We start from the raw sequence: 17,707 nt of genomic DNA, 5'->3' as shown, positions 1-17,707 counted from the left end.
CGGGAGGACCCCCAGATGGCAGCCACGCCCAGCTCCACCCCGACGACCACGCCCCCGGCACCCCCGCGGGCCGTCGTCGTCGGCGGCAACCGGATCCCCTTCGCGCGGGCCGGCGGGCCGTACGCCCGGGTGAGCAACCTCGACATGCTCACGGCCGCCCTCGACGGGCTGGTCGCCCGGTTCGGCCTGCAGGACGAGGTGCTCGGCGAGGTCGTCGCCGGCGCGGTGCTCAAGCACAGCCGCGACTTCAACCTCACCCGCGAGGCCGTCCTCGGCTCCCCGCTGTCGGCCCGCACCCCCGCGTACGACCTGCAGCAGGCGTGCGCCACCGGGCTCGAGGCCGTGGTGTCGATCGCCAACAAGATCCGCCTGGGCCAGGTCGAGTCCGGCGTGGCCGGCGGCGTCGACTCCGCCTCGGACGTGCCGATCGCCGTCAGCGAGGGCCTGCGCCGCACGCTGCTCGCCCTGGCCCGCGCGAGGTCCGTCCCCCAGCGCCTCAAGGCGGCCACCGCGCTGCGGCCGGGGGACCTCAAGCCGGCCACCCCGCGCACCGACGAACCGCGCACCGGCCTGTCCATGGGCGAGCACCAGGCGCTGACCACCGCGCAGTGGGGCATCACCCGGGCGGCGCAGGACGAGCTCGCGCTCGCCAGCCACCAGCACCTCGCCGCGGCCTACGAGTCCGGGTTCTTCGACGACCTCGTCACGCCGTACCGCGGCCTGGTGCGGGACCAGAACCTGCGCGCCGACACCTCCCTGGAGAAGCTCGGGTCGCTCAAGCCCGTGTTCGGCACGCGGCTCGACACCCCGGCGACGATGACGGCCGGCAACTCGACCCCGCTCACCGACGGGGCGTCCGCCGTGCTGCTCGCCTCCGAGGACTGGGCCCGCGCCCGCGGGCTGACCCCGCTGGCCGCCGTCGTGGACGCCGAGACCGCGGCCGTGGACTTCGTGCACGGCGAGGACGGGCTGCTGATGGCGCCGGTGTACGCAGTGCCGCGGCTGCTCGCCCGGCAGGGGCTCACGCTGGCGGACCTCGACTACGTGGAGATCCACGAGGCGTTCGCGTCCACCGTGCTGACCACCCTCGCCGCATGGGAGGACAAGGAGTTCTGCCTGTCCCGCCTCGGCCTGGACGACGCGCTCGGCTCCGTGGACCGCGACCGTCTGAACGTGCACGGCTCCTCGCTCGCCGCCGGGCACCCGTTCGCCGCGACCGGCGGGCGGATCGTCGCCACCGTCGCCAAGCAGCTGCACCGCCGCCGCGCGGAGCTGCTGGCCGCCGGGGAGTACCGGCCCGTCCGGGCCCTGGTGTCCGTCTGCGCCGCCGGCGGGCTCGGCGTCGCCGCGGTCCTCGAGGCGGCGTGATGGCCACCACCGACCGCTACCTCGACCTGGTCAACGACGGCGTCACCGCGAAGATCGCGAAGCAGCTCGGCCTGCCCCGGCCCGCGCGGCTGCACCGGTACCGCCCGGGCGCCCCGCTGGTCGACGGCCCGGTGCTCGTGCTCGGCGACGGCGCGGACGCCGACACGCTCGCGCAGTTCCTGTCCGGGACCTCCCCGGAGCACAAGGGCTGGGACCTCGACGTCCGGCGGCACGCCTCGGAGGGCACCCGGTTCGCCGCCGTCGTCCTGGCGCTCACCGAGGTCACGCACCCCGACGGCCTCGCCGGCCCGCTGCTCGCGCTCGCGCCGGTGCTGAAGACGCTCGCACCGCAGGGCCGGGTGGTCACGGTGTCCCGCCCGGCGACCGACGACCAGGCGCCCGCGCTCGCCGCGGCCCGGCAGGGCGTCGACGGCGCGCTGCGGTCCGTGGCCAAGGAGATGCGCGCGGGCGGGACCGCCAACGGCGTCGTGGTCGCGGACGACGTCCCGGTCACCGCCCCGGCCGTGCTCGGCGCGCTGCGGTTCCTGCTGTCGGCCCGGTCCGCCTACGTCGACGGCCAGCTGCTCGCGGTCGACTCCGCCGCCGGCGCGCTGCCCGCCGACTGGGAGCGGCCGCTCGCCGGCCGGGTCGCCGTCGTCACCGGCGCGGCCCGCGGCATCGGGGAGGCCATCGCGACCACGCTCGCCCGGGACGGCGCCACCGTCGTCGCGGTCGACGTCCCGGCCGCCGGCGAGGCCCTGGCCGCCGTCGCGAACCGGGTGCACGGCACGGCGCTCCAGCTCGACGTCACCGCCGACGACGCCGGCGCCCGCATCCTCGACCACGCGCTCGCGCGGCACGGCCGGCTCGACGTCATGGTGCACAACGCCGGCATCACCCGCGACAAGCTGCTCGCCAACATGACGCCCGACCGCTGGGAGTCGGTGATCGCGGTGAACATCGCCGCGCAGCTCCGGATCAACGAGGCCCTGCTGACCTCGGGCGACTTCGCGGACGCGCCGCGGATCGTGTCGCTCGCGTCCACGTCGGGGATCGCCGGCAACCGCGGGCAGACCAACTACGCCGCGTCCAAGGGCGGGGTCATCGGCATGGTGCGGGCCACCGCGCCGCTGCTCGCCGCGTTCGGCGGCACCGCGAACGCCGTCGCGCCCGGCTTCATCGAGACCGACATGACCGCCCGGATGCCCGCGCTCACCCGGCAGGTCGCGCGGCGGCTGTCGTCGCTGCAGCAGGGCGGGCTGCCGGTGGACGTCGCGGAGGCCGTCGCGTTCCTCGCGTCCCCGCAGGCGGGGGGCGTCGTCGGGCAGGTGCTCCGGGTCTGCGGCCAGAGCATGGTGGGCCGGTGACGGCGCTCGCCACCGGGACGCGGCGGGAGGTCGTCCTCGACGCCGCGCCCCGGCTCGGGGCCCTGTACGCGCGGGCGGGGGCGTCGGCCGTGCGGGGCCGTTCCTCGGCCCGGGGGGTGGCGGTGCTGCCGGAGGTCGAGCACCGGCTGGACGGCGTCGCCCCGGATCCCGCGCAGCTGACCGCCTACCAGCACCACGTGGGCGAGCCCGCCGCGGACGTGCTGCCCGCCGGGTACGTGCACGTGCTGGCGTTCCCGCTCGCGGTCGCGCTGATGGTCCGGCCGGACTTCCCGCTGCCGGCGCTCGGCATGGTGCACCTGGCCAACCGGGTCGTGCAGCGCAGCCCGCTCGGCGTCGGGGACGCGCTGGACCTCCGGGCCTGGGCGCAGGACCTGCGGCCGCACCGCCGGGGCGCCCGGGTCGACCTGGTCACGGAGGCCCGCCCCGCGGGCGCGCCCGTCGACGCCCCGCCCGCGTGGCGCGGGGTGTCCACGTACCTGACCGTCGGCTCCCGGGCCGCCGGGGCGGCCCCCGAGGAGGAGCCGCGCCCGCCGTTCGTGCCGCCGGTGCCCACCGGGCGCTGGGTGCTCGGGCCCGCCACCGGCCGCCGGTACGCCGCCGTGTCCGGGGACGCCAACCCGATCCACCAGTCGCCGCTCACCGCGAAGGCCCTCGGGTTCCCCCGGGCGATCGCGCACGGCATGGACACCGCGGCCCGGGCGCTGGCGGCGGTCGGCGCCCGGCGCAGGGCGGCGTACGCGTGGGACGTCGAGTTCGCGGCCCCGGTGCTGCTGCCGTCGTCCCCGTCCGTCCGGACGGAGCGCGGCGAGACCGGCTGGACGGTCACGGCCTGGGACGCGAGGCGCGGGAAGCTGCACCTGACCTCGCAGGTCCGCCCGCTCCCCTGACCGCCCGCACCCCGCACCCCGCACCCCCGCACCACGCCGAGACTGCAGGATCCGCCTGCGCGAACGCGCCCAGGACCCGCGGATCCTGCAGTCTCGGCGCTGCCGTGCGCCGGGCAGCGCCCAGTCGGCAGAGCGCGGTGGCCGGGGTGGGCAGAGCGCGGTGCGCGGGGTGAGCAGAGCGCGGTACGCGGGGGGCAGAGCGCGGTACGAGGGGTGGGAGGGTGGACCCCATGACCACCCCCCGCGAGGACGCGCTCGACCGCTGGACCGGCACCCTGGACCCCGAGGGCGACTACGACCGCCTCCTGCTCGACGCCCTCGACCTCGCCGGCGCCGACGCGGAGAGCGCCCGGGTCATCGAGTGCCTGCTGCGCGCGTGCGACCTGGACGGCGCGACCCTCGACCACGCCCACGTCGTCGACACCACGCTCGCGGACTGCCGGGCCGGGATGCTCCGCGCCCGCAGCGGGTCGTGGCGGGACGTGGTGCTGCGGGACTGCCGGTTCGGCGCGGTCGAGGCGTTCGGCGGCAGCTGGGACCGGGTGACGGTCGAGGGCGGCAAGATCGACTACCTGAACCTGCGGGACTCGCGCCTGCAGGACCTGCGGTTCACCGGCTGCACCATCGGGGACCTGGACCTCGCCGGGGTGCGCGCCGCCCGGGTCACGTTCGTGGAGTGCCGGGTCGGGCGGCTGGACGTCACCCGGGCGCAGCTCCGCGAGGTCGACCTGCGCGGCGCGGACCTCGCGGGCATCGACGGGACGGCCGGCCTGAAGGGCGCGACCATCAGCCGGCACCAGCTGCTCGAGCTCGCGGACGCCCTGGCCGCACACCTCGGGGTGACCGTGCGCTGAGCCGCAGCAGGCTGCCGCCTGCTAACCTCGAGGACGAGCCACGCCATCGCGGTGGTCGTGGAAGTGAGCCTCGGGAGATCCTGCCGGACGACAGGGCCCGGGGCTCGCGTCATGTCCGGACCTCGACGAGGTGCACGGCCCGCTCGATACGCCGGAGGAATGCCGGGTCCCCGGTCCGGCTCGCGACGACCGCCCCGCACACCGCGTCCGCGATCCAGAGCATCGGTTCGGCCGGTCCTGGTGCGTGCTCGAGCCGCAGGGTCCCGTCCACGGTCCGGGCCGCGCGCATCGCGTCGACCATGTCGCGGTCCTTCCGGTCGAGCCCGGCGCCCCGCGACTCCATCGTCAGGATCCCGCAGCCCGACCGCTCGACCTCGGCGGCGAACCGCTCGAAGCACTTCCGCCGGCGACGCTCGGGCCGCTCGTCGAGAGAGCCGACCCGGACGACGACGATCGCCTCCACTCCCGCGGCGGCGATCTCGCGCGTCACCTCGTCGTGCCGCACCCGCGAGTCGTCCCGCCAGTGGATCTTCTTCTCCGACGGCCGGCGCATCCGGGTCATGCGCTCCCGCAGCCCGTCGAGGTCGCCGACGGCGCACACGGCTGCGGCCAGGAGGAAGGCGCCCGGGTCGAGGGACGGGACGGAGCCCGACTCGTCACCCCACGCGAGGAACACGCGCCCCCCACGACCTGGACGATCCCGACGCCGCCCAGCCTGCCAGCCGTGGATGACCCTCCCGCCGTCGTCCGCAGGACGAGTTCGGGCGGGCCGCGCGCGGTCAGTCCTCCACGGCCGGCCCGCACGCCGCCGCGGCCGTCGCCGCGATCGACTCGATGCCCGCCACCGCCGGACGCGGCCGGGTGTCCCCCGCGACGGTCCAGCACCCGTCCACGACCTCGTACGCCGCGCGCGGCCCTTCGCCGAGGTAGGCGCGGAGCCCGTCCAGCAGCCGGTCGACGGTCCCCGCCGTGGTGCCCACGCCCACGGACGCGCGGATCGCCCCGCCGGTGACGCCGACCCGCGCGAGCAGCGGGTGCGCGCAGAACCGGCCGTCGCGGACGCCGACGCCGTGCTCCGCGGACAGGTACGCGGCGACCAGGCCGGAGTCGTGGTCCTCGACCGTGAACGACACGACGCCGACCGGGTCCGCGGAGTCCGGCCACAGCCGGAGCACCCGCACGCCCGGGATCGTCGCGAGGCCGTCGAGCAGCCGGTCGCGCAGCGCCGCCTCGTGCGCGGCGAGCGCGCCGTCGGGGAGCGCCGACAGGGTGTCGCAGGCCTCCGCGAGCGCCACCGCGCCGAGCACGTTCGGCGACCCGCCCTCGTGCCGGGCGGGCGCGGGCTGCCAGAGCGTGCGGTCCGTGCGGACGTCGCGGACGGCGCCGCCGCCGGCGAGGTACGGCGTGCCCTCGTCCAGCCAGTCGCGGCGGCCGACCAGCGCGCCCGCCCCGAACGGCGCGTACGTCTTGTGCCCGGAGAACGCGACGTAGTCGACCCCGGACTCCGCGAGCGAGAACGCCCGGTGCGGCAGCAGCTGCGCGCCGTCGACGGCGACCCGGGCCCCGCCCTCCTGCGCGAGCGCGACCACGGACGTGATCGGCAGGGACTCCCCGGTGACGTTGGACGCCCCCGTCACCGTGACCAGCGCGTACGGCTGCCGGGCGAGCTCGGTGCGCAGCGCGGCCAGGGTCTCGGCGACGGTCGGCGCGGCCGGCAGGATCGTCGCCACCCGGCCCGAGCCGCGCACCGACCGCACCCAGGGCAGCAGGTTCGCGTGGTGCTCGATGTCGAGGACGAGCACCCGCCCGCCCTCGGGGACGCACCCGGCGAGCAGGTTCAGCGCGTCGGTGGTGTTCCGGGTGACGACAGCGACGTCGTCGGCGCGGGCGCCGGCGAACCGGGCGACCGCCGCCCGGGACGCCTCGTACAGCGCGGTCGACACCTGGGACAGGTACCCGGCGCCGCGGTGCACCGACGCGTAGAGCGGCAGCACCTCCACGACGCGGGCGGCCACCGACTCCAGCGCCGGCGCGGACGCCGCGTAGTCGAGGTTGGCGTACGGCACGGCGCGGCCGTCCACGAGCGGGACGGGCGTGTCCCCGCCGACGACGGGGAGCAGGGCGGTGGCGCAGGTCGGCTGGGTGCTGACGGACATGGGAGGACCCCCGGTGGTGCTCGGTGGGGGACCCGGTCACGGCCGAGTCGCCCCGCGCTTGCCGCGCCACCGGTCGGTGGACGGCCAGGTCGTCACCCGGGGCACCCCGCCGCGGAGGGAGGGTTGCCGGCCAGCGAGCCGGGGCTTCGCGCTGGCGCTCATGACCTACGCCCGAGGATGCGGGGCGCGCCGCGCGGGTGTCAACCGTCGTCCACACTGCGACCGCCCCGGTCAGGGCACCGCCGCGGATGGCGTAGCATCGCCGCACCATCCAGAGCGGCCGAGAGATCTGGCTCGTCGACGCCGCAGCAACCCGCGGTCCGGTGCTCCCACGAGCCCGGTCCGGCCGAGGGTGCTTCCGCCAGGTTCGATGGAGGAGAGGCATGACGACGACCGACGACCGCCTGCGCTACCGGCTGCTGACCGGACCGGACGACCGCACGTTCTGCGAGCGGATCAGCGCCGCGCTGGACGAGGGGTACGAGCTGCACGGCAGCCCCGCCGCGACCTTCGACGGGGAGCGGGTGATCGTCGCCCAGGCGCTGGTGCTGCCCGCGGCGGCGCGCGCCGAGGTGCGGGCGCTGTGAGCGCGCCGTACGCGGGCGACCTCACCCCGCACGAGGCCTGGGACCTGCTGGCGTCCGACCCGCGCGCCGTCCTGGTGGACGTCCGCACCGAGGGCGAGTGGCAGACGATCGGCGTGCCGGACACCGCGGACCTCGCGGCCGGCGACGCCGCCGGGCGCACCGCGTTCGTCGAGTGGACCGACGCCTTCGGCCGCCCGAACCCGGCGTTCCTCGACGGACTCGCCGCGGCCGGGATCGTGCCCGGCGACCCGCGCCCGGTGGTGTTCCTGTGCCGGTCGGGCGTGCGGTCGGTGGCCGCCGCGACCACCGCGACCGCCGCCGGCCTGGGTCCGGCCTACAACGTGCTCACGGGCTTCGAGGGCGACGTCGGCCCCGACGGCCGGCGCGGGCACACCGGCTGGCGCGCCGCGGGTCTCCCGTGGCGGGACGCGTGACCGCGGCCCCGGGACCCGGCGACTGGCGCGACGCGCGGCTCCCCCGGGAGTCGCTGCGCCCCGACACGCTCGCGGTCCGCGGCGGCACCGTCCGGTCCGGGTTCCAGGAGACCTCCGAGGCGCTGTTCCTCACGCAGGGCTACGTCTACGAGCGCGCCGCCGACGCCGAGGCCGCGTTCGCGGGCGACGCCGACCGGTTCCTGTACTCCCGCTACGGGAACCCGACGGTGTCGACGTTCGAGGAGCGGCTGCGGCTGCTCGAGGGCGCGGAGGCCTGCTACGCCACCGCGTCCGGCATGTCCGCGGTGTTCACGGCTCTCGCCGCGCTGGTCCGCCAGGGGTCGCGCGTCGTCGCCGCCCGGGCCCTGTTCGGGTCGTCGGTCGTGATCTTCGACGAGATCCTCGCGGGCTGGGGCGTGCGGACCGACTACGTCGACGGGCACGTCCCCGGGCAGTGGGAGGCGGCGCTGTCGACCCCCGCCGACGTCGTGTTCTTCGAGACCCCGTCCAACCCGATGCAGGACCTCGTCGACATCGCGGCGGTCAGCCGCCTCGCGCACGCCGCCGGCGCGGTCGTCGTCGTGGACAACGTGTTCGCCACCCCCGTGCTGTCCCGCCCGCTGGAGCTCGGCGCGGACGTCGTCGTGTACTCCGCGACGAAGCACATCGACGGGCAGGGACGGGTGCTGGGCGGGGCGATCCTCGGCACGGACGAGTACGTGCACGGACCGGTCCAGACGCTGATCCGGAACACCGGTCCGTCGCTCAGCGCGTTCAACGCGTGGGTGCTGCTCAAGGGCCTCGAGACGCTGTCGCTGCGGGTCCGGCACCAGACCGCGTCCGCGCTCGCGCTGGCGACCTGGCTCGAGGAGCACCCCGCGGTGTCCGGCGTCCGGTACCCCCACCTGCCGTCGCACCCGCAGCACGCCCTCGCACTGGCGCAGCAGGACGGCGGCGGGACCGTCGTGACGTTCGGCCTGCGCGTCCCCGAGGGGTCGACGCCCGAGCAGGCGAAGCGCGCGACGTTCGCGGTGCTGGACGCGCTGCGGGTCGTCGACATCTCGAACAACCTCGGCGACGCGAAGTCCCTCGTCACGCACCCGGCGACGACCACGCACCGCAAGCTCGGCCCGGCCGGGCGCGCGGCGGTCGGCATCGCGGAGTCCACGGTGCGCCTGTCGGTGGGCCTGGAGGACGTGACGGACCTCCGCGACGACCTGGACCGGGCCCTGTCGACCCTCCCGTCCTGACCCGGCCGGTCCCTGCCCGTCACGCAGAGTGGAAGGTTCGGACGAACACGCCGTCGGCGTGTCTGCTCGAACCTTCCACTTCGCGGGGGTCCGGCGCGGGGGCGGACCTCAGGCGACCAGCGTGCGGAGCTCGTCCTCGGCCGACGGGCCGCCCGCGAGCGGGAGGAGGACCACCGCGTCGACCCCCGCGCGGCGCGCCAGCTCCCGGACCTCGGCGGCCAGCAGCTCCGGCGTGGTGACGACCCGCGTCGCGGCGGGCGACCAGCCCAGGCCCGCGAGGGCGTCCAGGTACTCCAGGTGCGACCGCTTGCGGCGGGCGGTGCGCGCGTCGGCCGCGAGCACGACCTCGAGGTCCAGCACGACGCGCACCTCGGCGCGGTCGCGGCCCGCCTCGGCGACGGCCTCCTCGACCAGCGCGACGACCCGGGCGAGCGCCCCGACCGTCGGGACGGCCACGGAGAACTCCAGGCGGATGACGTCGGCCCGGGCGGCGGCCAGCGCGATGGCGGTCTCGGAGCCGGGGCGGAACTCGACGGTGCGGACGCCGTAGTCGGGGCTGCCGACGTGGATGTCGGGCGCGGCGGCGGGCGGGGCCGGCGACGGCGCGGGGGCGGCCACCGGGTCCGCGGGCGCGAGGCCCACCGGCGGGGTCGTGTGCCGGCGGTGCGCGGCAGCGGGCAGGTGACGGGTGGCGACCGCGGGGCGGTGCAGCACGGGCTGAGCCATGGGGTGTCCTCGGCGGGTGAGGCGGGGGTGCGCGGCGAGGGCCGTCGGGCCGCGGGCGCGCGAGGTCGTCAGCTCAGCGACAACACACCCGGCTCAGGAACACGCGAGCACCCTAGCCGGGCCCAGGGCCCCCGCGGCAGCGGGCGTCCACATCGCGGGCGCGCGTGTCAGACCGCGAGGGTGCGACCGAGGTACAGCCCGAGCGCGTCGCCCTGCCAGCGCCCGAAGGGAAGCACCGGCCGGTAGCCCAGCGAGCGGTACAGGGCGAGGGCCGCGGGCTGCCGGATGCCGGTCTCCAGCACGAGGTCGCGCAGCCCCAGCGCCCGGGCCTCGGCCTCGAGCGCGCGGACGAGCGCGGCGGCCACGCCGGCCCGCCGGACGTCCGGGTGGACGAAGACCCGGCGCAGCTCGCCGGTCGTCGCGGCGTCGAGGCCGGCGGGGCCGGCGGGGCCTGCGGGGCCGCCGGACCCGTGCAGCCGGCCGAGCGACGCGCATCCCACGGGCCGGCCGTCGAGCCGCGCCAGCACGGTCACGAGCACCGCCGACCCGAGCGCCGCGTCGACTGCGCCGAAACGGCCCCGGGTCGCGACGGCCGCCTCGACCTCCGGGTAGGCCAGCAGCGACTCGGCGTCCATCGCGTCCCGGAGCGCGGCCGCGTCGGGGTCGGCGTACGGCACGACCGCGACCCGCAGCGTCCCGGCCGGTGCGGGCGACCGCGGCGCGGGGCCCCGCGCGCCGGACCCCACGGCCTTCGCGAAGCACCGCGAGTCCGCGACGTCGGCCCACTCGCCGTACCGCTCGACCGGCGCGTACCCCAGGGACAGGTACAGCCCGATCGCCTCGGGCTGCTGCAGCCCGGCCTCCAGCACCAGCCGCGTCCAGCCGAGGGCGGCGGCCCGGTCCTCGAGCGCGTGCACGAGCGTCCGGGCCAGCCCGCGCCCGCGCGCGGACGGCGCGACGTACACCCGCTTCACCTCGCCGGTGCCGGGGCCGTGCTCCGGCTCGGCGCCGAGGTCCCGCAGCGAGCCGCAGCCCACGGGGACGCCGTCCAGCGCGAGCAGCAGCGTGACCACGACGTGCTCGGCGGGCGGCTCCGGCGTACCGCCGTCGCCGTACCGGGCGCTGAGCTCCGCCTGCTGCGCGCGGCGCAGCGCCCGGGCGTCCGGGTCGGTCCAGGGGACCTCGCGCAGGGTGACGCTCAGGAGACGAGCGCCCGCATCACGGAGGTGAAGAACCGCAGCCCGTCGGTCCCGCTGCGGGGGCCGCGCGCGCCGTCGGGGCCGAAGCCCGGCTCGACCGCGTGCTCGGGGTGCGGCATGAGTCCGACGACGTTCCCGCGGGCGTTGCTGATGCCGGCGATGCCGCGGCGGGAGCCGTTCGGGTTGTGGTCCTCGTAGCGGATCACGACCCGGCCCTCGCCCTCGAGCTCGTCGAGCGTGCGCTCGTCGGCGACGTACTGGCCGTCCTGGTTCTTCAGCGGGATCGTGATCCGCTCGCCCTGCCGGTACTCCCGGGTCCAGGCGGTCTCGGTCTGCTCGACCGACAGCACCTGCTCCCGGCAGACGAAGTGCAGGTGGTCGTTCTTGATCATCGAGCCCGGCAGCAGGTGCGCCTCGGTGAGGACCTGGAAGCCGTTGCAGATGCCGAGCACGGGCATGCCCTTGCCGGCCGCCTCGACGACCTCGCCCATGACGGGGGCGAACCGGCTGATCGCCCCGGCGCGCAGGTAGTCGCCGTAGGAGAACCCGCCGGGCAGCACGACCGCGTCGACCCCGTGCAGGTCGGCGTCCGCGTGCCAGAGGGCGACCGGCTCGGCGCCCGCGAGCCGCACGGCCCGCGCGGCGTCCCGGTCGTCCAGGGTGCCCGGGAAGGTGACGACGCCGATGCGGGTCATCAGGCCAGGCCCTCCGAGGTCACGGTCGCGGCCGCGTCCGCCTCGGAGTCGGCGACGCGCACGACGTCCTCGATCACGGGGTTGGACAGCACCTGCGCCGCCGCCTCGGCGGCCGCGGCGAGCACCTCGGGGGTGACGGGACCGTCGACCTCGAGCTCGAACCGCTTGCCCTGCCGGACGGAGGTGAACTGCGCGAAGCCGAGCCGCGGCAGCGCGCCGGCGACGGCCTTGCCCTGCGGGTCGAGGATCTCCGGCTTGGGCATCACATCGACGACGACTCGTCCCACGGGTGAGCTCCCTGGTTCGCGGCGGTGGGGGTCGGGGCCCAGCCTACCGACCGCGCCGGGCTGCTCGGTCCGCCGTCCGTCAGGCGACCCGGACGACGCCCACCCGGGCTTCGGCGCCGCTGAGGAGGTACGCCTGGACGCCGGCGTGGTCGGCCTCCGCGAGGCCCGGGGAGTACCCCGCCACGACCATCGCCCACCCCCGGTCGAGCAGCGCGGCGAGCCACTCGGTGTCGTGCGCCGCCACCAGCTCCGTCTCGTCGCCGACCCACAGCGTCGCCCAGCCGCCCGCGGCGGTGAACGAGGCCCGGTAGTCGGGGACCTCCCGGAGCGCGGGGTCGGCCAGCGACCCGAGGCCCAGCGCCGCGGTGTACCGGTCGAGGCGCGCGCGCAGCCCCGCGTCGTCGGCGGCGGGGTGCACGACCCAGCACGCGACGGGTCGGCCGTCGCGCGGGTGGAGGCCGAGGACGGTGCGGGCACCGATCCCGGCCTGGCGGACCTGCTGGTGGAGTCGCATAGGTTCCTGGACGCTACGGCGCTCCGCCAGGGACCGTCGGCCCTTCCTGGGTGCTGCCACCCCCGGGCGGCCGCGGGTCACCCGGTCGGGCGTACCCGGTCCGGGGCACCGGAGGCGTTCCGGCAGGAAGTCGACGCCCGACGGCAGCATCGCCCGTTCCGGTCGTCCCGTCCCGGACGGCACCATCGGGGCCGTGGACATCGACTCCGACGCCGCCCTCGTGGTGATCGACGTGCAGCAGGGCTTCCGCGACGCCGCCTTCTGGGGCCGGCGCGACAACCCGGACGCCGAGCAGCGCATCGGCGACCTGCTCGCGGCGTGGCAGCGCACCGGGCGGCCCGTGGTGGTGGTGCGGCACACCTCGGCCCCCGGCAGGCCGCTCGCGGCCGGCGCCCCGGGCCACGCGCTCCAGCCCGTGGTCGCGGACGTCGCACCGGCGCTGCTGGTCGACAAGACCGTGAACTCCGCCTTCTACGGGACGCCCGACCTGCACGACTGGCTGACGCGGGCCGGGATCGGGCAGGTCGTGCTGTGCGGCATCCAGACGAACATGTGCGTCGAGACCACCGCCCGCATGGCCGGGAACCTCGGCTACCGGGTGGTGCTGCCGCTCGACGCGACGCACACCTTCGACCTGGCCGGGCCGGACGGGACGGTCGTGCCCGCCGAGGACCTCGCGCGCGCGACGGCGACGAACCTGCACGGCGGCGGCTTCGCCCGGGTGGTGTCGACGGCGGACGTCCTGGCGGGGGTGTAGCCGGTCAGAGCGCGCGGTGCGTCCACCGCCCCGCGAGCAGGGTCCCGGCCACGGGCATCCCCCGCAGCGGCGCCCCGTCGGCGAGCGGATCGGCGTCCAGGACGCACAGGTCCGCGGACGCCCCGGGGCCGAGGACCAGCGGCTGCCCGTCCGTGGACGCCGCGAGCGCCGTCAGCAGGTCCACGCGCTGCTCCGGGTGCCAGGGCTCGCGCCCGTCGCGGGCGCGCTCCACGGCGGCGGCCACCGCGATCCACGGGTCGAGCGGCGCGACCGGCGCGTCCGAGCCGAGCACCAGCCGCACCCCGGCGGCGACCAGCGACGCGAGCGGGAACGCCCGCGCGGTGCGGCCCGCCCAGTACCGGTCGGCGACGTCCCGGTCGTCCATCGCGTGCTCCGGCTGGACGGACGCGGTGACCCCGAGCGCGGCGAACCGGGCCACGTCCGCGTCCGTGAGGAGCTGGGCGTGCTCGATCGTGCCGCGGGCGCCCGACGCCGCGAACGCGTCGAGGGCCAGGGTGTTCGCCTGGTCGCCGATCGCGTGGATCGCGCAGGCGAGTCCGCGGCGGTGCGCGTGGGCCATGAGCGGCACCAGGTGCTCCGGCGGCACGGACAGCACGCCGTGGGCGCCCGGCCCGGACAGGCCGGGGTACGGGTCGTGGCAGTAGGCGGTCCGGGTGTTGAGCGACCCGTCGGTGATGACCTTGAGCGGCCCCTGCTGGAGCAGCCCGCCGGTGCCGACGACGACGTCGCCGGTGCGCAGCTCCTCGGCGAGCACCTTGTCGAGGTACGGCTCCCAGACCCCGGCCCGGACCCGCAGCGCGTCCGAGCCCGCGGCGATGCGGCGGCGCCAGGGCGTGAGGTTCTCGGTGATCTCCAGGTCGACCACGCCGACCACGCCGCGCCGCGCGGCGGCCCGGGCGGCCTCGTCGACCCACGCGTCGGCCACCGCGTCGGGGACCTGGTCCACCACAGCGGACAGCGGCAGCCACTCGGACTCGCGCAGCAGGCCGGTGGGGTGCTCCCCCACGCCCGCGTACCGCAGGCCCGCCGTGCTGAACCAGGCGCAGTGCAGGTCGGCGGAGACCAGGACGACGGGGGTGTCGCCGGCGACGGCGTCGAGCAGCGCGGCGGTCGGCGCGTCCGGCCACAGCCCGTCCCGGAACCCGGCGCCGACCAGCGCCGTCCCCGGGGCGGGCGGGCGCGACGCCAGGCGGTCGGCGACGATCTGCACCGCGTGCGCCGCCGAGGTCGCGGCCGACACGTCGAGCCGCTGGCGGGCGAGGGCCCACTGCGTCATGTGCGTGTGCTGGTCCCAGAGGCCGGGCGCACCGTGCGGCCGTCGAGGTCGACGCGCTCGGCGGCGGGTCCGGCGGCGTCCGCGGCTCCGGCGCCGACCGCCTGCACCCGGCCGTCGCGGAGCAGCAGGTCGACCGGGGCGTCGTCGCCGAGCAGGCGCGCGCGGGTGAGGACGAGCGGGCGGGTCACGGGATCTCCCGGGTCGGGGCCGGTCACGGCCAGTCGGGGCGGCGGTCGAGCTCGGCCCGCATCTCGGCGGCGAGCGCGGGCGCGGCGTACCGCGGGCCGGCGTCGAGCGCGGCGACGACCCGCTCCGCGACGGCCCGCGGCTTGTCCTGGCTGAGCTTCGCCTTGCCCTGCCAGCGGGTCACCCGCATCCGGAACCCGACCGCCCCGGGCGCGACCTGCCGGGCGTACCCGTCGGGCATCCGGACCGGGTCGGGCATCGGGTCCTCGTACCGGTCGACGGTCGCGCCCAGCACGGCGTACGACTCCTCCGGGTCCAGCAGCTCGACCGTGCCGTAGAGGTGCACGGCCACGTAGTTCCACGTCGGCAGCGCGGGGGCGTAGCCGTACCAGCCGGGCGACACGTAGCCCGACGGGCCCGCGACGACCAGCAGGTGCTCCCGGGTGCCGTCGAGCTCGTGCAGCAGCTCGTCCGGGCGGCCGAGGTGGCCGAGGACGTGCAGCGGGGCGGACGGGGCGGTGAACCGGTCGGGGAGCCCGCGGGCGTCGCGGGCGGGCCGGGCCGGCCGCGGCTCGGGCGCCGGACCGACCGGCGTCTCCTCCAGCAGCACCGGCAGGTGCGACGCCACGGGCCCCTCCGCGGTCACGGAGACCAGCGTCGCCCACCCGTGCGCGCGCACCAGGTCCCGCACGCGCGCCTCGTCGGTCAGCGCGTAGTCCTCGGTGTGGATCACGCGGCCCATCGAACCACCAGCGGCCCCCGACGCGGGACCTCCGGCCCGGTCCCGGGGTGAGTCCGACCACACGGGAGGGAATTCACCTGCGCTAACGCCGCAACCTGGTCCTGACACCACAGGAATCCGTGCGACCGTCCGATGGACACGACACCACGGGGACGTGCACGCGACCCCGGGGCGACCGCGGCGCCGGCCCCTCGGCGCCGTCACGGACCGCTCCCCCGCGGCCCCCGCACGGAGGTAGTACCCGCATGACGATCGAGACCCCGGTCGCGCCGACGACACCCGGCGACGGCGCGCCAGCGCCCTGCGTGGCCCGGCCGCACGCGAACCTGGTGCACCAGGACGGCGCCTGCCGGTGCTTCACGGGCGGCCCCGCGCCGGAGCACGCGCCGCGGCCCGAGGACGTCCTCCTGGCGCTGGCGTTCCACGGCGCGGGGTGAGCCGCCCCGCTACTTCACCGCGCCGCTCGTGATGCCGGAGATGATCCGGCGCTGCGCCACGACGAAGACCACCAGCAGCGGCAGGCTCATCAGCGCGACGTAGGCGAAGATCAGGTGCCAGTTGTTGAGGTACAGCCCCGCGGACGCCACCTGGTAGAGGTTCAGCGGCAGGGTGTCGAGGCGCCCGCCCACCACGAAGAGCGCGTAGAACACGTCGTTCCAGATGTACAGGCAGATGAGGATCGTCGCGGTCGACAGCACGGGGGCGAGCAGCGGCAGGATCACCGTCCGGAACACCCGCACCGGCCCGGCGCCGTCCATGCGGGCGGCCTCCTCGAGCTCGACCGGGATGGTCCGCACGAACCCGGTCACGAAGAAGACGACCGTGGACATGTACATGCCCATGTAGACGCCGACCATGCCGGTCGGGGTGCCGGCCAGGCCGATCTGGCGCAGCAGCAGCACGATCGTCACGACCGCGGGCGGCAGCACGATGCCGGAGATCGCCAGCGCGTAGAGCACCGCCCAGCCGCGGCTGCTCCGCCGGGCGAGCACCCAGGACGCCATCGAGCCGAGCACGAGCACGCCGAGCACCGACGGCACCATGACCAGCATCGAGCCGAGGAACGCCTTCGGCAGCCGGCCGTCCTGCCAGACCTGCGCGACGTTCTCGCCGAGGTGCCACTCGGTCGGCAGGGACAGGTTCGGGTTCAGCGCCTCGGCCTGCGACTTGCCGGCGGTGACGACGATGATCCACAGCGGCATGCCGATGAGCAGCACGACCGCGAGGACCGCGACCACGGGCTGCACGGCGCGCCAGCCCCCGTGCCTGCCACCCGCGCGCGGGGTGCGCGGCACCCGGGCCGCCCGGGCCGTTCCGACGACGGTGCTCACAGGACCTCCTCGCGCTTGCGGAGCATCCGGATGACCGGGAAGGCCAGCAGCGCCACGACGAGGAAGAGCATCAGGCTCATCGTCGTCGCCTGCGCGAACAGGCCCTGGCCGAAGGTCCGGAAGATGAAGATGTTCAGCAGCTCGGTGCTGCGGGCGGGCCCGCCCTCGGTGGTGGCCTGCACGATGTCGAAGCCGTTCATCGAGCCGAGCAGCGCGGTCGCGACGTTGAACGTGACCGCGGGGGCGAGCAGCGGGAACCGGATCTCCCGGAACGTCTGCCACGCCGAGGCGCCGTCGAGCCGTGCGGCCTCCAGCACCTGCTCGTCGATCGTCTTGAGGCCGGCCAGGTAGATGAGCATCGGCAGGCCCATCCACTTCCAGGCGTGGATCAGTGCGGCGACGACGATCGTCCAGGTGGTCGAGCCGAGCCAGGCGATGGCGATCTCCCGCCCGAGCAACCAGCCGAGCACGTCGTTGACGGCGCCGTCCGGCTTGAGCATCGCCTGGAACACGTAGCCGACCGCGAGCGCCGACATCACGACGGGGATGAAGAACATGACCCGCGCGAACCGGTTGACCCGGGTGTCCCGCTCCAGGAGCAGCGCCAGCAGCAGGCCGAAGAGGTTCTGGAAGATCGCGACCAGCACCGCGTAGACCAGCGTCACGCGCAGCGCCTGCACCAGGGTGCCGCTGCTCAGCAGCGACTGGAAGTTCGCGAAGCCCACGAAGCCGATGTCGCTGTGGAACGACGACCAGTTCGTGAACGAGTAGACGAAGTTGAAGATCGTCGGGACGAAGAAGAACACCCCGAGCACCGCGAACGCCGGGGCGGCGAACCAGCCCGGGTGCGTGGCGGCCGCGCGGGTGCGCCGGTGGTCCGTCCGGGCGCGCCGGAGCCGGGGCGCCCGGGCCGGGCGGCCGGGTGCCGGGGCGCGCGTCGCGGGTGCGCCGTCGGCCGGCGCGTCGGTCGTGCTGCTCGCGTGCATGGGGTTCTCCTCGCCCTGGCGGTGCACGTCCCGGGCGGCGGGGTGCGCCCGCCGCCCGGGACC

18 protein-coding genes, 2 pseudogenes and 2 riboswitches are annotated in these 17,707 nt (G+C 76.4%); of the genes and pseudogenes, 9 read left to right on the top strand and 11 right to left on the bottom strand.

Going from position 1 to position 17,707, the window contains the following annotated elements; genetic code table 11:
* Positions 1-15: 15 nt before the first annotated feature.
* The 4 genes from HNR08_RS11095 (at position 16) to HNR08_RS11080 (ending at position 4,497) form a co-directional block, all read left to right on the top strand.
* Positions 16-1,368: an acetyl-CoA C-acetyltransferase gene (locus HNR08_RS11095; RefSeq protein WP_146832639.1), complete on the top strand. Its 1,353-nt coding sequence runs from the start codon at positions 16-18 to the stop codon at positions 1,366-1,368.
* Positions 1,368-2,735, top strand: coding sequence for a 3-oxoacyl-ACP reductase (locus HNR08_RS11090; protein ID WP_146832642.1), 1,368 nt, complete (start codon positions 1,368-1,370; stop codon positions 2,733-2,735). Before HNR08_RS11095 ends, HNR08_RS11090 begins: the two co-directional genes overlap by 1 nt.
* Complete coding sequence (locus HNR08_RS11085) at positions 2,732-3,643, top strand: MaoC/PaaZ C-terminal domain-containing protein (RefSeq protein WP_146832645.1); 912 nt, start codon at positions 2,732-2,734, stop codon at positions 3,641-3,643. The genes HNR08_RS11090 and HNR08_RS11085 overlap by 4 nt, the downstream gene beginning before the upstream one ends.
* A gap of 230 nt (positions 3,644-3,873) precedes the next feature.
* Entirely contained in the window at positions 3,874-4,497 is a 624-nt protein-coding gene (locus HNR08_RS11080) for a pentapeptide repeat-containing protein (RefSeq protein WP_146832648.1), read from the top strand.
* A 109-nt stretch (positions 4,498-4,606) separates the two neighbouring features.
* Here the strand turns inward: HNR08_RS11080 and HNR08_RS11075 are convergent, their stop codons facing one another.
* Positions 4,607-5,173: a hypothetical protein gene (locus HNR08_RS11075; RefSeq protein ID WP_146832651.1), complete on the bottom strand. Its 567-nt coding sequence runs from the start codon at positions 5,171-5,173 to the stop codon at positions 4,607-4,609.
* A gap of 103 nt (positions 5,174-5,276) precedes the next feature.
* Entirely contained in the window at positions 5,277-6,653 is a 1,377-nt protein-coding gene (locus tag HNR08_RS11070; protein ID WP_146832653.1) for an aminotransferase class V-fold PLP-dependent enzyme, read from the bottom strand.
* Positions 6,654-6,702: 49 nt separating this feature from the next.
* A riboswitch (SAM riboswitch) is annotated at positions 6,703-6,819 on the bottom strand.
* A gap of 98 nt (positions 6,820-6,917) precedes the next feature.
* Positions 6,918-7,030, top strand: a riboswitch (SAM riboswitch).
* Between the two features lie 6 nt (positions 7,031-7,036).
* On the opposite strand from HNR08_RS11070, the pseudogene HNR08_RS11065 reads away from it, so the two are divergent.
* From HNR08_RS11065 to HNR08_RS11055, 3 genes and pseudogenes are all read left to right on the top strand, one after another.
* Positions 7,037-7,213: pseudogene (locus HNR08_RS11065) on the top strand (DUF1737 domain-containing protein); the annotation flags it as partial.
* Between the two features lie 23 nt (positions 7,214-7,236).
* Positions 7,237-7,674, top strand: coding sequence for a rhodanese-like domain-containing protein (locus HNR08_RS11060; RefSeq protein WP_146832659.1), 438 nt, complete (start codon positions 7,237-7,239; stop codon positions 7,672-7,674).
* Positions 7,671-8,924 (top strand): O-succinylhomoserine sulfhydrylase, encoded by a 1,254-nt coding sequence (locus HNR08_RS11055; protein WP_246802881.1) that lies wholly within the window; start codon positions 7,671-7,673, stop codon positions 8,922-8,924. The genes HNR08_RS11060 and HNR08_RS11055 overlap by 4 nt, the downstream gene beginning before the upstream one ends.
* Positions 8,925-9,032: 108 nt before the next feature.
* Here HNR08_RS11055 and HNR08_RS11050 read toward each other — a convergent pair whose 3' ends face one another.
* The 5 genes from HNR08_RS11050 to HNR08_RS11030 form a co-directional block, all read right to left on the bottom strand.
* Positions 9,033-9,650 (bottom strand): hypothetical protein, encoded by a 618-nt coding sequence (locus HNR08_RS11050; RefSeq protein WP_146832664.1) that lies wholly within the window; start codon positions 9,648-9,650, stop codon positions 9,033-9,035.
* Between the two features lie 167 nt (positions 9,651-9,817).
* Positions 9,818-10,801 carry a GNAT family N-acetyltransferase gene (locus HNR08_RS11045; RefSeq protein WP_276513213.1) on the bottom strand — a complete coding sequence of 328 codons (984 nt, stop codon included), beginning with the start codon at positions 10,799-10,801 and terminating at the stop codon, positions 9,818-9,820.
* A 47-nt stretch (positions 10,802-10,848) separates the two neighbouring features.
* Positions 10,849-11,544, bottom strand: coding sequence for a phosphoribosylformylglycinamidine synthase subunit PurQ (gene purQ, locus HNR08_RS11040; protein ID WP_146832670.1), 696 nt, complete (start codon positions 11,542-11,544; stop codon positions 10,849-10,851).
* Positions 11,544-11,831, bottom strand: a complete 288-nt coding sequence (gene purS / locus HNR08_RS11035) for a phosphoribosylformylglycinamidine synthase subunit PurS (protein WP_146832673.1) — start codon at positions 11,829-11,831, stop codon at positions 11,544-11,546. The genes purQ and purS overlap by 1 nt, the downstream gene beginning before the upstream one ends.
* A 79-nt stretch (positions 11,832-11,910) precedes the next feature.
* Positions 11,911-12,345, bottom strand: a complete 435-nt coding sequence (locus HNR08_RS11030; protein ID WP_146832676.1) for a hypothetical protein — start codon at positions 12,343-12,345, stop codon at positions 11,911-11,913.
* A 193-nt stretch (positions 12,346-12,538) separates the two neighbouring features.
* Here HNR08_RS11030 and HNR08_RS11025 point away from each other — a divergent pair, with 193 nt between their 5' ends.
* A complete protein-coding gene (locus tag HNR08_RS11025) occupies positions 12,539-13,102 on the top strand; it encodes a cysteine hydrolase family protein (RefSeq protein ID WP_146832679.1) in 564 nt (187 codons plus the stop codon).
* 4 nt (positions 13,103-13,106) lie between these two features.
* Here the strand turns inward: HNR08_RS11025 and HNR08_RS11020 are convergent.
* Positions 13,107-14,587: pseudogene (locus HNR08_RS11020) on the bottom strand (amidohydrolase).
* Between the two features lie 23 nt (positions 14,588-14,610).
* Positions 14,611-15,318 (bottom strand): FMN-binding negative transcriptional regulator, encoded by a 708-nt coding sequence (locus HNR08_RS11015; protein ID WP_246802883.1) that lies wholly within the window; start codon positions 15,316-15,318, stop codon positions 14,611-14,613.
* 254 nt (positions 15,319-15,572) lie between these two features.
* Between HNR08_RS11015 and HNR08_RS11010 the strand changes: the two genes are divergently transcribed.
* Entirely contained in the window at positions 15,573-15,764 is a 192-nt protein-coding gene (locus HNR08_RS11010) for a hypothetical protein (RefSeq protein ID WP_146832691.1), read from the top strand.
* 9 nt (positions 15,765-15,773) lie between these two features.
* On the opposite strand, the gene HNR08_RS22690 is transcribed toward HNR08_RS11010, so the two are convergent.
* Together HNR08_RS22690 and HNR08_RS11000 are read right to left on the bottom strand one after the other, a co-directional pair.
* On the bottom strand, positions 15,774-16,658 hold the full coding sequence (locus HNR08_RS22690) for a carbohydrate ABC transporter permease (protein WP_246802884.1): 885 nt from the start codon (positions 16,656-16,658) through the stop codon (positions 15,774-15,776).
* Positions 16,655-17,644, bottom strand: coding sequence for a carbohydrate ABC transporter permease (locus tag HNR08_RS11000; RefSeq protein WP_146832694.1), 990 nt, complete (start codon positions 17,642-17,644; stop codon positions 16,655-16,657). Before HNR08_RS11000 ends, HNR08_RS22690 begins: the two co-directional genes overlap by 4 nt.
* Between the last annotated feature and the right edge of the window lie 63 nt (positions 17,645-17,707).

This window comes from Cellulomonas hominis (assembly GCF_014201095.1).
Classification (GTDB): Bacteria; Actinomycetota; Actinomycetes; order Actinomycetales; family Cellulomonadaceae; genus Cellulomonas; species Cellulomonas hominis.
The sequence above is the reverse complement of the archived record's forward strand: the minus strand, read 5'-3'. Positions and strand labels throughout refer to the sequence as shown.